The sequence below is a fragment of the Hyphomicrobium sp. genome (assembly GCF_041659645.1).
GTDB lineage: Bacteria > Pseudomonadota > Alphaproteobacteria > Rhizobiales > Hyphomicrobiaceae > Hyphomicrobium_B.
This window is the reverse complement of sequence record NZ_JBAZXX010000004.1, coordinates 490,425-504,648: the sequence shown is the minus strand read 5'-3', so window position 1 is coordinate 504,648 and position 14,224 is coordinate 490,425. Positions and strand designations below refer to the sequence as shown.

At 60.9% G+C, this 14,224-nt stretch carries 13 protein-coding genes; 7 read left to right on the top strand and 6 right to left on the bottom strand.

Annotated elements, in window-relative coordinates; genetic code table 11:
- Window positions 1–2,325 (bottom strand): DUF4384 domain-containing protein, encoded by a 2,325-nt coding sequence (locus tag WC811_RS16810; RefSeq protein ID WP_372646470.1) that lies wholly within the window; start codon window positions 2,323–2,325, stop codon window positions 1–3.
- A gap of 573 nt (window positions 2,326–2,898) precedes the next feature.
- Entirely contained in the window at window positions 2,899–4,158 is a 1,260-nt protein-coding gene (locus WC811_RS16805; RefSeq protein ID WP_372646469.1) for a threonine ammonia-lyase, read from the bottom strand.
- 170 nt (window positions 4,159–4,328) lie between these two features.
- Between WC811_RS16805 and WC811_RS16800 the strand changes: the two genes are divergently transcribed.
- On the top strand, window positions 4,329–5,012 hold the full coding sequence (locus WC811_RS16800) for a hypothetical protein (protein WP_372646468.1): 684 nt from the start codon (window positions 4,329–4,331) through the stop codon (window positions 5,010–5,012).
- A 124-nt stretch (window positions 5,013–5,136) separates the two neighbouring features.
- The gene (locus WC811_RS16795) at window positions 5,137–6,018 is read left to right on the top strand and encodes an NAD(P)-dependent oxidoreductase (RefSeq protein ID WP_372646467.1); all 882 of its coding nucleotides are present in this window, start codon (window positions 5,137–5,139) and stop codon (window positions 6,016–6,018) included.
- A 12-nt stretch (window positions 6,019–6,030) separates the two neighbouring features.
- On the opposite strand, the gene WC811_RS16790 is transcribed toward WC811_RS16795, so the two are convergent.
- From WC811_RS16790 to WC811_RS16780, 3 genes are all read right to left on the bottom strand, one after another.
- Window positions 6,031–6,531, bottom strand: a complete 501-nt coding sequence (locus tag WC811_RS16790; RefSeq protein ID WP_372646466.1) for an Lrp/AsnC family transcriptional regulator — start codon at window positions 6,529–6,531, stop codon at window positions 6,031–6,033.
- A 147-nt stretch (window positions 6,532–6,678) separates the two neighbouring features.
- Entirely contained in the window at window positions 6,679–7,290 is a 612-nt protein-coding gene (locus WC811_RS16785; protein WP_372646465.1) for a glutathione S-transferase, read from the bottom strand.
- Window positions 7,291–7,293: 3 nt separating this feature from the next.
- Window positions 7,294–7,779, bottom strand: a complete 486-nt coding sequence (locus tag WC811_RS16780; protein ID WP_372646743.1) for a thermonuclease family protein — start codon at window positions 7,777–7,779, stop codon at window positions 7,294–7,296.
- Window positions 7,780–8,004: 225 nt separating this feature from the next.
- On the opposite strand from WC811_RS16780, the gene WC811_RS16775 reads away from it, so the two are divergent.
- From WC811_RS16775 to WC811_RS16755, 5 genes are all read left to right on the top strand, one after another.
- Window positions 8,005–9,645, top strand: a complete 1,641-nt coding sequence (locus tag WC811_RS16775; protein ID WP_372646464.1) for a sensor histidine kinase — start codon at window positions 8,005–8,007, stop codon at window positions 9,643–9,645.
- Window positions 9,646–9,672: 27 nt separating this feature from the next.
- On the top strand, window positions 9,673–10,365 hold the full coding sequence (locus WC811_RS16770) for a TIGR02281 family clan AA aspartic protease (RefSeq protein ID WP_372646463.1): 693 nt from the start codon (window positions 9,673–9,675) through the stop codon (window positions 10,363–10,365).
- Between the two features lie 47 nt (window positions 10,366–10,412).
- On the top strand, window positions 10,413–10,994 hold the full coding sequence (locus WC811_RS16765; RefSeq protein WP_372646462.1) for a TIGR02281 family clan AA aspartic protease: 582 nt from the start codon (window positions 10,413–10,415) through the stop codon (window positions 10,992–10,994).
- Between the two features lie 109 nt (window positions 10,995–11,103).
- A complete protein-coding gene (locus tag WC811_RS16760; protein ID WP_372646461.1) occupies window positions 11,104–12,609 on the top strand; it encodes a phosphomannomutase/phosphoglucomutase in 1,506 nt (501 codons plus the stop codon).
- Window positions 12,610–12,793: 184 nt separating this feature from the next.
- Entirely contained in the window at window positions 12,794–13,399 is a 606-nt protein-coding gene (locus tag WC811_RS16755) for a hypothetical protein (protein WP_372646460.1), read from the top strand.
- Here the strand turns inward: WC811_RS16755 and WC811_RS16750 are convergent.
- Window positions 13,396–14,223 (bottom strand): sulfite exporter TauE/SafE family protein, encoded by an 828-nt coding sequence (locus WC811_RS16750; protein ID WP_372646459.1) that lies wholly within the window; start codon window positions 14,221–14,223, stop codon window positions 13,396–13,398. The genes WC811_RS16755 and WC811_RS16750 overlap by 4 nt on opposite strands.
- Window position 14,224: the final 1 nt, after the last annotated feature.

Here is a 14,224-nt window from a genome sequence, read left to right as displayed (position 1 = left end):
CTATCTCAGTCCCAAGACGAGGACGGCGCGCCCATCGCGCAGTGATCTCTCGCTGACGACGTCGGGACGTGGCGCGTCGACGCGTTCACCGCGTGCCTGGCGACGGCCGATGGACCCGGTCCGCGCGATCCGCGCGCGCTCGGCCTTTTCGGGGTTGGTGCGCATCTCCCAATCGGTCACGAGGGTATCTTCGAGAAAGTTCTCCCAGTTTCCGAGCACGGTGAACCGCTGGCGCTCAAAATCATGCTCGATGCCGACGGGTGGAGCGGAGCGCGCCGAGCAACGGCCCAGAAGCGTTTCGCTCCCCTCCGCCTTGTAGCGGAGCTGAAAAGGTGCATCGGGAGGCGGGATGCTTACGGGCTTGCCTGCGGCGAGAAGATTGTCGGTCTGGAAATCACTCGGGAACAGCACCGTCGCGACGCCTTCCGCATTGACGCTGATGACCGTGAGGTAGCAGTCGTTATCGGCTTCGGCCTCGATGGTCACGAGGTCGCCGGGAACAGGGCGCGGCCTGTCGAGCCACATGCTGAGGCCGATCTCGGATCTCACCTCGCGAAGAAAGCCTGCGGAAGCCGTCTGTTTCGGCGCATCAATCCCCTTGAGGAGCGAGAAAAGCTGTTCGAGCTGCGTCCGTGAAAGCACGCCATGGAGGAGACGTCGTGCGAGCGGTGCGGCGGGGCCTTTGGCATCCGCCAGCTCATTCAGGAACTCTTTGCGTTCGAGGCCCGTCTCGCCCAGCGCGACCTCGAAATCGGCGCCTTCGCGATAACGACGCGCGAGGCCCGAGACCAATTCTTCGCCGTTGATCCGCAGTCCGAGATCGATGCCGACGGATTTCGCAGCGGCGCGATAGCGATCGGTGCCGCCGAGCATCAGCAGGGCGTTTTCGCTGTCGGTGCCGAAAAGCGGCAGCGCGACGCGGCGATCGGCAGGCATTGGCGCAGCGGAGATATCGATCGGTCCCGCCGATCTGAAATTGTCCTTGGCGTTAATCAAGCCTTCGTTATGGCACGCAAAGCAATTGGTGCCGGCCCTGGTCGTCGGCTCGACGGCATCGGCCTCATCGCCCGCGTAGGGTTTTTCGATGCCCGGCAGAACTCGATCGATGCGATTGCCATCGGCATCGTACAGGGCGAAGGCATAGAAGCCGTTCGGCAGCGCGAAGAGCGCGCGAACTTCATCGGCTTTGAAGGGCGAAGCAGCCTTGGTTGCCGATTTCGGTCCGAGCGGGTGGTCGAATATGTTTTGCGCGCCGCCGCTGGTCGCGAAATCATATACGAGCCACATACCCGCCCGGTCGCCGGGGTGACGCTCGATCAGGCGATTGCCACGCGTGACCGTGCTTTCGCGAACGGCGATCCGTCGAACGGAGCCGGAGCGAATGTCGGCATCGATCGTCGTCCCGTTCATCTTGGCGAGCGCCGATAACTTCGGCGGGATACCGAGAAGATCGTAATAGAGCGGCGTCTCTCCCGCGGCCGCCGCGAGCCAATCGCCGTTGACGATGACCGCCTTGCTGCCCGCTGTCTTCAAGACATCCGGCGCGACCGCATGAACGAGCGCTGGCGGGTAGGCTTTCTCGATCAAGGCCCAGCGCGCAGCATTCCAGCCGAAATCGGAAAGGCGGAAGGACAATACGGTGCCGGCCGCATCGAGCGACGTTAGCTTCACCGGATCGGGGGACCAGGAAAGGCTATTCATCAGCTTGTTGAGCGCAGCTTCGTAGGCCGACAGCTCTTCCGGCGTCGCGCATGCGTTGTAGAGGTGGGCCAGGGAGATGAAGCGCACGTCCTTGCCCTGATCGCGTTCGAGTCGCTGGGCATCGCGCATCAGCTTATCGACATCGACCGGTAGAACGGGTTGGCGCGACGGGCAGGTCTGCGCTGTGTCGGGCAAATCCTTGATCCAGCGGCGGACCGCTTCGATATCGTCGGGCTGTGGTTCGGACACGGCGTTCGCGCCAGGGAAAACGTCGAGCGGCGCGTGCCGCGTCTCAAGCACGTCGTAGAGGCGGGACGCATCAGGAAAGCCCGGCTTCACCAGGACCGGATCGCGCGCCAGAGCATCGATCGCAAGAATATTCGCGAGGCCGCCAGACGCCAGCGGACGTTCCAATGCGCCGGTTTGGTGGCAGCGCGCGCAGTAGGTTTCAAGGACGCTATACGCCTTCGCGGCGAGAGGCTCTTCAGGCCGCGCCGGTACGGAAGATGCCGCCGCCTTCCGAGAGGTCTGCGCAACGGCTGCGGGTACGGCGACGCCGAGCCAAGCGACAGCCAGCAAGACCGACAGGCGGCACGCGGAACGGATCAGGTATTTGAATTGCACGTCTCTCGCGTCCCGCCTTCCGGCCCCTGCCCGTCGTTATCGTCCTCCATCCCTAGGGCTCGGGCGCGGCGCCATAGTGGCGCTTTCCGCAAATACCCCGCTTCGATTTGTTCCCGGAATGGAGCGTGGAATTACGACTTTTTAGGAGGTGTGAACACTTCATTAAATTCGTAAAACGCGAGTTAGTCATCGCAAGACTTCAAAATCGACGGTCTCGTAAAAGTCGGTTACAAGAGTCTTACTTCAGTAGATGAAAGCGGGTTTGTCCGATGGACCTCAAGGCCGCCAGTGATCAGAACTCCACCCTCGATCGTTTGACGCGTGCGGGTATGGCGTTGTGTTTTCTGGCAACCGGTGTGCTTCTGATCGGAAGTCTTGCCTTCGATACATTTCACGATGGTTCCGGATTGGACTTCCGGCTCCCGACGCTTTTGTCTTCCAGGTAACCAAGTCTCCTCCGTCACCTTCACGACCGACTTCTACTCACCCGATTCCGAGCTCTTCGATCCGACCTTCTCGAACCCCTTAGGGCCCTTCGCACCGCGCGTAGGGCCCTTTCTTTTGCCTTCGACGTCAGGGTGCGCCGGCGCCGGTCGAACTTTTCACGATCACGACGTAGCCCGCCTCCTTCAAGCCAAGCACGACTTGATCGAGATGAAGGCGATCGCGCGTTTCGATAACGAGGTGGAGTTCCGTGCCCTTCGCGGGGACATCCGTAAAGACACGCTGATGGTAGACCTCGACGACATTGGCGCCGACGCCGCCGATGATACCGGCGACCTTGGCGAGTTGCCCGGGGCGATCGGGAATGTCGATGGCGAGGCGGGAGAGTCGGCCGTCGCGGGCGAGTTCACGCGTCAAGACGCTCGCGAGCAGCCGCGTATCGATGTTGCCGCCACATAAAACGAGCCCGATCTTGCGTCCCTTGTACAAGCGGTTCGCGCCGATGAGCGCGGCAAGTCCGGCAGCGCCCGCCCCTTCGACGACCGTCTTCTCGATCGTGATCAAAAGCGAGACGGCGCGTTCGAGATCGGATTCCGACACCAGCAGGATGTCATCGACAAGCGCTTTGACGATCTCTTGTGTCAGCGTACCGGGCGTCTTGACTGCGATGCCTTCCGCGAGCGTGTCGCCGCCGACAGGCAGAGACGAGTTCTTCACGGCATTGAGCATCGACGGATAAAGCTGCGCCTCGACGCCGACGACCTTGATTTTGGGGTTGATTGCCTTCGCCGCGACGGCCATTCCCGAGATCAGACCGCCGCCGCCGATCGGCACGATCAGCACGTCGAGGTCGGGGGCCACGGCCAGCATCTCGACCGCGACCGTTCCTTGTCCCGCGATGACGGCTGGATCATTGAACGGGTGGACGAACGTCAAGCTCCGCTCGGCGCCATAGGCGACCGCGAAGGCATAGGCATCCTCCAGCGTCTGGCCTTCGAGAATGACCTCGGCGCCGTGGCTGCGGGTATTCTCGACCTTGATGGTCGGCGTCGAGGCCGGCATGACGATCGTCGCGGGGATGCCGAGGCGATGGGCATGATAGGCAACCCCCTGCGCGTGATTGCCGGCCGAGACGGCGATGACGCCATTTTTCCGTTCGGCGCCCGTGAGCGACAGCAACTTATTGAGGGCGCCGCGCTCCTTATAGGAGGCTGTGAATTGTAAGTTCTCGAATTTCAGCCAGACCTCGGCGTTGAGAAGCGAGCTGAGCGTCCGGCTGGGCTCGAAACGTGTTTGGATGACCGCGCCGCGGATCGCGTCGGCAGCGCGCACGACGTCGCCGTAAGTCACAGCAAGAGGTGGGGAATCAAGTGTCGCCAATTTTGTCATTGTCTTCCGGCAGGTTTCAGTCGAGGTCTTCACTTAGCATATCGCTGGAGGGTTCGGCGGCGCCCATCCCTGGGCATTCCACCGTTCAGCATCGGCTCAGGTCATGGCATCTATCTATTGGAAAGCGAAGCACGAAGCTTCGCTGTTGAATTGTGGTTCGGAGAACGTGAATGGAACGTCTGCCCCTCAAGCTGAAATTCGCAGTCGCGGTTCTGCTTGTGGGATTCGCAACGCCTTTGGCTGCGCAAAATTTCGAATACACGCCGTACCGGGGGCAGAATAACACGGGCCTGCCGAGCGACGCACCTCCGCAGGACAATTATACCCCTACGCATCAGGGCAACGGGCAATTCGGAGCCCCCTCGCCGGGCACGCCGGGACAGGCCGACCAGGACGACGCGCGACAGGATGGCAGCTCAGATGACCGCGACAATGGTCGCGCTCCAGCCTCCTCGGGCGATGCGTACGCTCCCCCGAGCGGGACCTATTCTCCTTCGGAAGACGTCTATTCTCCCTCCCGCGACGGACGAGGAACGCCACCACCACCATCGTCACCGCCGCCGCGCGGCGTCGGAGGACCACCCCCGCCCGATTTCGACGACAGGCCGCCGCGCGTCGAAGTCCAGGTTGCCGCGCCCGACGACGGTGTTCCTCTCAGCGTCCGCGAGGGTGATGCCCGCCGCGCTGCAATTCAGGGTTGGCGAAGCAAGGTTGCCGACCGCTATGGGCCAGAATTCTCGCAATGGCGTGCCGCTATCGACAAACGCGTCAATTGCCATCCGGATCGTCGCGACGGCCTCGTCTGTACCGCGAGCGGTCAGCCTGTGCGCGGATTTGACCGGGACGGCCGTTGATAACCGGAAGTTGGGCATCGGTACATGACGCGCCGGGACAATGCCTGTTGATCCCGGCGTTTCTTTTTGCCATCTGCGGCTGCGGTCGAGATTACGCTGAACAACGCGGACGGGGATTGGCGATATGGCAAAGGTGGCTTGGCTAGGTTTGGGTGTCATGGGCTTTCCCATGGCCGGCCACTTGAAAGCGCGTGGTGGCCACGATGTCGTCGTCTACAATCGAACCACCGCGAAGGCCGAGGCGTGGCAGCGCAAATTTGGCGGATCGATTGCAGCGACTCCCGCTGAAGCGGCGCGAGGCTGCGACGCCGTGTTTGCGTGCGTCGGCAACGACGACGATCTGCGCAACGTAACGACGGGGCCTGAGGGCGCGTTTCAATCAATGGCCGCGGGCACGATCTTCGTCGATCACACGACGGCGTCCGCCAAGGTTGCGCGCGAACTCTCAGCCGCGGCCGATGCAAATGGATTCAAATTTTTGGACTGTCCGGTATCAGGCGGCCAAGCGGGCGCCGAGAACGGCGTGCTGACCGTCATGGCTGGCGGCGACCAAACGGCTTTCGGCACCGCCGAGCCGCTGATCAAAAGCTACGCGCGCGCCGTCCGCCTTATGGGGCCGCCGGGATCGGGGCAGCTTGCCAAGATGTGCAATCAGATCGCCATTGCCGGGCTCGTTCAGGGCTTGGCGGAATCGATCCATTTCGCCGAGTGCGCCGGGCTCGACGTGGCCGCGTTGATCGAGACGATCTCGAAGGGCGCAGCGCAATCGTGGCAGATGGAAAACCGCTGGCAGCCGATGCACGAGCGCAAGTTCGATTTCGGCTTCGCCGTCGATTGGATGCGCAAGGATCTTGCAATCTGTTTCGATGAAGCCGCGTCGAACGGCGCGGATTTGACGGTGGCGCAACTGGTCGATCGGTTCTACGGCGACGTCCAGGAGCTAGGCGGCCATCGCTGGGATACGTCGAGCCTTATCGCGCGCCTCAAGCCCAAGCAGGCAAGCTAAGAACTGAAGCGATCAGGCCTCGGCCCGCTCGCTTTTTCCCGAGCGCTCGGTGATCGCGAATTGGAGCGGCAGGGCGGTCGTATATTTGATCTGCTCCATCGCGAAGGCCGACGAGACCTTGGCAATATCCACCCGCGAGATCAGCTTCTTATAGAACGCGTCGTAAGCTGCGATATCGGGCACCGCCACGCGCAGCAAGTAGTCGATGTCGCCGGACATGCGATAGAATTCGACGACCTCCGGAAATTCTGCGACGGCGGCATGGAATTTTTCGAGCCAGTTGAGAGAGTGCTTGTCGGTCTTGATAGACACGAAGACCATGACACCCGCATTCACCTGCTGGGCGTCCAGGATCGCGACGCGGCGTTGGATGACGCCCGACTCCTCAAGCTTCTGGACGCGCCGCCAGCACGGCGTCGTCGATAGGCCGACCTCCTTGCCGATGTCGGCCACGGGACGCGTGCAATCCTGTTGAAGAATGCGCAGAATTTTGACGTCCATATCGTCGAGCATGCGGCAACATCCTTCGGATTGGAAATATCATTTTACATGATTCTGGCATTTTTGAGATTATTATTCTACTCATCTCGCGTGTCAACGGCGCTATTGGCAATTTATTCCATTGCTTCCGGATAATTTCGGCGATTGGTTTTGACGCGATCAAGCCATGGCGCTCGGCCGCGCCGATACCTCTCGATGCCAGCGTGTGACGTTGGCGAACGTGTCGGGTCTGCCAAGGCGGGCGGGCCGCATGAAATCGACGGCGACGAGGGCCGTGATGTCGGCAATCGAATAGTCGTCTCCGGCGATGAAACGGCTGACGGCAAGCCGGTCATCCAGGCGGCGCAGTTCTTGAGCAACTTTCTCCTTGTTCGCTTCGCCCCATTCAGCAATTTGCGGCACTTCGAGGTGGGCCATTTTCGGATGCAAATGACGGAAGACGCTGAAGACCGCGCTGGCTAATCCAAGTTCGACGCGCCGGTTCCACATCTCGACTTCAGCCTTGCCGACCGCGCCGACACCGAACAGGGGCGGCTCGGGCGCGATCTCCTCGAAATAGCGGCAGATTGCGACCGTCTCAGCGATCGTGCGGCCATCATCGAGCACCAACACGGGAACACGGTGCCATGCGTTGAGTTTTGCGAAGTCGCCGCTTTTGAGGTCGTCCGTCATCATATCGCATTCCTCGCGCGGCACGACGATGCCCTTCTCGGCGAGGAAAATATTGACGCGTCTCGGGCTCGGGGCAGCGTGTGTCTCAATGATGCGCATCGATTACTTGCCCCCTTCCGCGGCCTGTTTCGCTCGCCAATCCTTGGGATTTTCGAAATCTCCGGCCCAGAGACCGCGCCGCCCGGCCCGCGCCTTCGCCTGCTCGTTCCAATAACTGCCGTAGGCGATCGCCATGCCGGATGCGACCATTCCGGCGTTGAGATCACGGCCACCAGCCGTGCAGCGGCCGAGCATCCGGCCATAGGTATCGCGTTCGCTGATCGCGCAGGTCACATCATCGCGGCCGATGGAACGACGCAGCTCTTCGCGGGAGGCTTCACCGCAGTTCCATGGCACAGCGTCACGCCGACAACGCTGTTTCCATTCGGGGGCGTCGATGCCCTTAAGGCGCACTTCGGCGGCGCCGACCCACAAGCTGTCGCCGTCGATCGGCTTGCCGTAGCCGGTCACCGTCGGAGGAAATGGGTCGTTGGCGACTGGCGAGCGCCACGGCCCACCGTGATGGCGGCCAAACACCGCAATCGCCATCGCCAAGGTTAATACGAGCGAAAGTTTAACGTAGGACGCCGTGTTTCGCCGTGTCCATCGGCGTCGGAGCCATGGTCGTCGAGGAAATCTTATGGGTTGCATCTCCCGACTCTTCGACTAACGGAGGAAGCTCTTAAGCCTTGCTTTAACGAATTGTCGCCATTTTACGAACTGCGCGAGGCACGAGCCCCGTGCAGCATCACCGATGGGATAACGGCTCACGGAATGGACGACAACGCCGATATCGCCGAAACGGCTGATACGCACGTGGCGATGCCGCCGCGGCGCGGCCGGTCACGGGACGATGAACTCAAATCATTTCGAGAGCGGCTCACGCACGGCACCGTCAATAAACCGGAATTCGAATACGAACTCCTGACGATGTTTGCGCGCAACGAAACAAGCGCGCCCTTCGCGATGCCGGCGTTGTGCTTCATCTTCTACATCACGTCGATGTTCTGGGCGTCCTTCACCGAGGCGACGACCTGGATCGCTATCGTTTCCATCTCGCGCGTCTACATGCTGGATCAATGCCGGCGTCTGCTTTCAATTCCGCGCGCCGAGGTGAACATCGGACAATGGCGACGCCATTTCGTCCGTATCGAACTTGTCAACGGTTTTGCGCTCGCGGCATTTGCCCTGATCGGCATGTCTATCCACGGCGGCCAGCAATTGAACTCGCCGGCGACCTTCTCTTCACACGTCTTCATTTTTGCGACGCTGATGGTCGTGCTCGCAATCCGGATGACGTTTGCGTCGACGCTTCCCCGTCTGTTTCTCGCGGGCACTGTGCCGATGACAGTTGCGGTGGCGGCGCGGCTCTTCACGCTCGGCGATCCGTTTTATTTTGCGCTCGCCTCGATGGCGATCGGGATTCACGTCTTCTTCGTATATCTGGCGCGAGGGCTGCATTCGACTGCGTTGGCAATGGTGGAATTCCGCGCCGAGAAAGACAATCTGATTTCGGAACTCGAAGAAGCGACGGCCATCTCCGACGAAGGCCGGCGGCGCGCCGAGGCCGCCAATAAATCCAAATCGCGTTTTCTCGCGACGATGAGCCATGAGCTGCGTACACCGCTCAACGCCATCATGGGCTTTTCGGAAGTGATGGAAAAGGAGCTACTCGGCCCGATCGGCAGCGACATTTACCGGGACTACGCGCTGAATATCTATCAGAGCGGCGATCACCTTCTCAGCATCATCAACGAAATCCTCGATCTCTCGCGGATCGAAGCCGGCCGGTACGACCTCAATGAGGAGACGATCCGCCTCACCGAGATCACCGACGATTGCCAGCGCCTGGTCAAGATCAAGGCCGACGCCAAAGCGCTGACCATCGTCGAGGATTTTGCACCCGATCTGCCCCAGGTCTGGGCCGATCCCCGCGCGCTCCGGCAGATCTGTCTCAACCTTCTCTCCAACGCCCTGAAGTTCACGCCGAAGGGAGGACGCATTACGCTGATTGTCGGGCATACGCAGGACGGTGGCCAATTCCTTACCGTCGCCGATAACGGCCCCGGCATTCCAAAAAATGAAATTCCACGCGTCTTGCAGGCGTTCGGACAAGGCTCGCTGGCGCACGAGTCGGCGGAGGGCGGCACCGGACTTGGACTTTCTATCGTCCAGAATCTTATTCAGCTGCACGGCGGAACGTTCGATCTACAGTCGGAACTGCGCAAGGGAACCGAAGTGACGGTTACGCTGCCACCGCAACGCGTTCTGCATGCAGTCCTTCCGTTGCAGCCGCTCGGGCAAGAGCGACATCGCGATCCGGCGGCCCCGAGATCTCCGCGCCAGCCGCGAATGCGGTCCGCTTCCCCCTACACCACCCAAACACCGTTCCGTCTCACGGGAGACGTGCACTAAACGTCATTCCCCACCCAAGGCTAGATCATGCTTATCTTGCTTTTCATTGTCGTCGTCGGCCTCGCCGGAGTACTCGGCACGACGGCATTCGGGGGGCTCAATTTCGATGCTATCCCGAACCTGCCCGTCGCCGTCTCTGTCATTGGAATTCTGATCGCTCTCTATCTCGCGACGCTCCTGAGCCATCGCGGTGAGCGCCGCCTCGCGCTCTGGCCGACGCTCGTCGCGTGCATTTCCGGAGCTGTGCTGGTGACCGGCGCCTTCAACAAAAGCGCGCCGCTGGCGCTCGCGGACTATTTCACATTTGCGAAGCCTGCAAACGAAGTTGCGCCGCTGATGCGCGATGCTTCGGCGTCAGTTCGGCTTCGGCGAAGCGACGACGGCGGCTTTTTCGCGAATTCGGAAATCAACGGCGCGACGATGACCGTGCGGCTCGATAACGGCGCCGCAACCGTTATTCTCAAGCAGTCGGATGCCGAGAAAGCCGGGATCGACGTCAAGGGGCTGAACTACGACACGCCCCTTCGCACCGCCAATGGGACGAGCTATCTCGCCCCGATCCGACTGAAATCCGTGCGCATCGGCCCGCTTTTCATGGGCGACGTCGAAGGCTTGGTCGCGCGAGCGGGAAGTCTTAACGAAAACCTGCTCGGTACGAGTTTTTTAAGACGTCTGACCTCTTATGAGGTAGCGGGCAACTTCGCGACCCTCCGGCAATAAACATGCCCTCAGTGGATCATCGTCGGCGCATTTGAAAGGCGACCGGAATGTCATCGGCAACGGCCAGCCTCTTTGCGTCTTTCGCGCTCGCCGCGTTGGGGGCGGCCGGACTCGCCTATAGCCTGAGCCATCCCGGAACCATCATCGGATTGCTGGATCGCGTCGGCGTGACGTCGATGTCCTCGGCCGAGGCGCCTCCAGGTGCGCCCAGCGACACTGCTCACGACGGCACACAACCTGCTTCCGTCGCAAGCCAGCCCGGCGCCGTTACGCTGCCGGCAGGCGAATACGGCCACTTTCTGACGGAAGCCGAGATCAATGGCCGGCCCGTCGACGTCATGGTCGATACGGGCGCGTCTCTTGTCGCACTCTCCTACGATGACGCCGGCAGGGCTGGAATTTTCGTCAATCCCTCGGATTTCACCCATGCCGCACAGACGGCGAACGGCATCGCCCGGGTGGCTCCCGTCACAATTTCGAGCATCCAAATCGGCGATATTACAGTCAGGAACGTGCAAGCCGTCGTTTCCGAGAGGGGTGCTTCTCAGCGGACATTGCTCGGCATGTCATTTCTAGGGCGGCTATCGCGCGTCGAAATGCGCGGCGACACTCTACTTCTCGAAGAGTGACTATTCCACTTTTCCGCCCAGAACATTGCTGATAGAGCGGCGCGTCGGAACCGCGCGCTAGCGTTGGCGCGTTACGTTCCCCGATGAACAACGCTCGAGGAGAGCCTTTATGCTGCCGAAGCCGCGCGCCGATCTGAAGCCCAACACCGCTGACTTCGAACGCTTTCCGCTCGTCAAGCCGACCGGCTTTCGTGAATACGATGCACGCTGGCTGTACCCGGAAGAAATCAACCTGATGGGGCTCAATGCCGTCGGGCTTGGAATGGCGGCGCTATTCGCGCGCCGCGGCGTACCGAAACGCATCGTCGTCGGTCACGACTATCGCTCATACTCCGGCGCCGTTAAGCAGGCGCTCATGATGGGTCTTCTTGCCGGGGGTTGCGAGGTTCACGATATTGGCCTCGTTACTTCGCCGATGGCGTACTTCGCGCAGTTCGAACTCGACGTCGAAGGCGTCGCGATGGTGACGGCGAGTCACAACGACAACGGCTGGACCGGTATCAAGATGGGATTGTCGCGGCCGTTGACGTTCGGCCCCGACGACATGACCGAATTGAAATCGATTGTCCTCAACGGCGAATTCGAGGCAAAAACCGGCGGCCGCTATATCTTCGTTCAGGATCTGGCCGAACGCTACATCAAGGCGCTGACAAACCGGCCAAAGCTAAAGCGCCATCTCAAGGTTGTCGCCGCATGCGGCAACGGCACCGCGGGCGCATTCGCTCAGCAAGTTCTTGAGGCCATCGGCTGCGAAGTTGTGCCGCTCGACACCGAACTCGACTACACGTTCCCGAACCACAACCCGAATCCCGAAGACATGAAAATGCTTCACGCGGTTTCGGCCAAAGTTCTTGAAACAGGCGCCGATGTCGGCTTGGCGTTCGACGGCGACGGCGATCGCTGCGGGGTCGTCGCCAACGACGGGCATGAAATCTTCGCGGACAAAGTCGGCGTGATGCTCGCGCGCGATATTTCGGCGATCTACAAGAAAGCGACGTTCGTGGTCGACGTGAAATCGACCGGCCTTTTCACGACTGACCCCGTGCTCATCGCGAACGGCGCGACGACGAGTTACTGGAAGACCGGGCACAGCTATATCAAGCGCTATAACTTCGAACACAAAACGCTGGTCGGCTTCGAGAAGTCGGGCCATTTCTTCTTCAACGAGCCGCTCGGTCGCGGCTACGACGACGGCTTTGTTTCGGGAATAGCCGTTTGCGACATGCTCGACCGCAGCCCTGGAAAAACGGTCGCCGATCTGCGCGACGCGTTGCCCAAGACCTTCGGCTCGCCGACGATGTCGCCGCATTGCGACGACGAGAAGAAGTATGGCGTCGTCGATCGCGTTACCGAGCACTACACGCACCTGAAGGAAACGGGTGGCCTGGTCGCGGGACAGTCGATACGCGATCTCATCACCGTCAACGGCGTGCGCGTGATGCTGGAGGATGGCACCTGGGGTCTCGTTCGCGCTTCCTCGAACAAGCCGGAGCTCGTCGTCGTGGTCGAAAGCCCGACGTCGGAAGCCAACATGAAGGCGATCTTCAAGGACATCGACCTGCAGCTGTCGCGCTTTCCCGAGGTCGGCGAATACAATCAGAAAATAGCGGTATGATTTGATGGCGCGATTTTAGTTTCATCGCGGGCAGCAGTAATGCTGCCCGTATTTCTTTTTATCTTTCGTAAAGCATAGCCGCGTCTTAAAGCGCCGGCAGCCTTTCAAAACCTTGCGCTTTAAGTCCTTGTTGCCCCACCCACGCTATCCCTGCGGTGGATTAAGTCGGCAACGGTGCCCGAGCATGAACTCTATCTTCGGCAAACGGCCCGGCGCCGGAATCAAACCCTATCAGCCTTTACGACGCGGCGAGGCGGCGGCGGCGCCACGCCAATCGACCGTGCAACGCATTCCGCGCGCGGATGAGGCCATCGTCCTCGCTGCCGCTGACGCATGGAACGATCGCGCGGCGATTACCCATAAAGCGGTCTCTTCGAGTCTACGCTTCATAGAGTTCGTGCGTGCCTACATGGCAGCATTCGGAGCCGGCTTCGCGACTTACCTGCTGCTCGGCGATCTCATGAGTCGCCATTTCAACATCGTCGCGATGATCGCCGCACATCTGTCGATCATCACCGCGCCGTTTTATGCGCTGCTGCTCGCTCCCGCAATTTTCAGCCTTTATAGTTGGACGCGTGCGGTTCCGGCCTCGGAGGCAACGCGCATCTATCTTCTGGGACTGATGCCCGGCGCATTGTTGCTGCTCGGACTTGCCAGAAACGTGCGCTCCATTGATCCGCAAATGATCGGTATGGCGCTCGCGGTGATCGCTTCCGGTCTCGTCGCAGCCCACACATTCAACCGCTCAGCCGCAAAAATCCGCGCCAAGTGCGATACGGCGGCGCCTTAAAGCAAGGTCCACAGAAAGCGGGCGACGACCGTCGTGATGAAGACCGCGAAGGCAAGTTCCAGCGTACGCTTCGAAATATGGTGGGCAAGCCTCACGCCGTAAGGTGCGGTGAGCACCGCCAGCGGTGCGATGAGGCAGGCGCCAAGGTTGACATAGCCGAGCGAAAGCGGCGGCAGCCCCTGCTCTCCCCAACCGGAGATGATGTAGCCCGCGATGCCAGGAACGGCGATGACGGCGCCGATGCCCGTCGCGGTGCCGACAGCTTTCAGCAGCGGCATACCGTGTAGCGTCAACAGCGGAACGGTGAACGTCGCACCGCCAATCCCCATCAGCGTCGATATCAGTCCGATGAGCGACGCGCCGACCTCCAGCCACGGCGGGCGCGGCAGGGTGTCGGCGATTTTCCAGTTGTCACGTCCGAGGAACATTTTCAGCGCCAACGACGTGCCGAAGACAACCCACAACCAGCGCAGCACCTCGCTGCTGGCGTAATAAGCGATGACGATGCCCGCGACGACGCCGAGGAAGATCCACGGTCCCATGCGCTTGACGACGTCGAGATCGACGCTGCCGCGAGCGTGGAATGCCGAGAACGAGCGAAAGACGGTCGGGGCGATGACGCCGAGCGTCGTCCCGAGTGTGACGTGCATGCGAACGTCTTCGGAAACGCCGGCGGCACCAAACGCTTCGTAGAGCACCGGCACGAGTACGCCACCACCACCGATTCCGAGAAGTCCGGAAAGAAATCCCGCTAGCAAGCCAGCGCAAGCGAGCAGCGCCAATAACTCAATCAGATACTGCGTCGTAAGGCCTGATGCCGACATG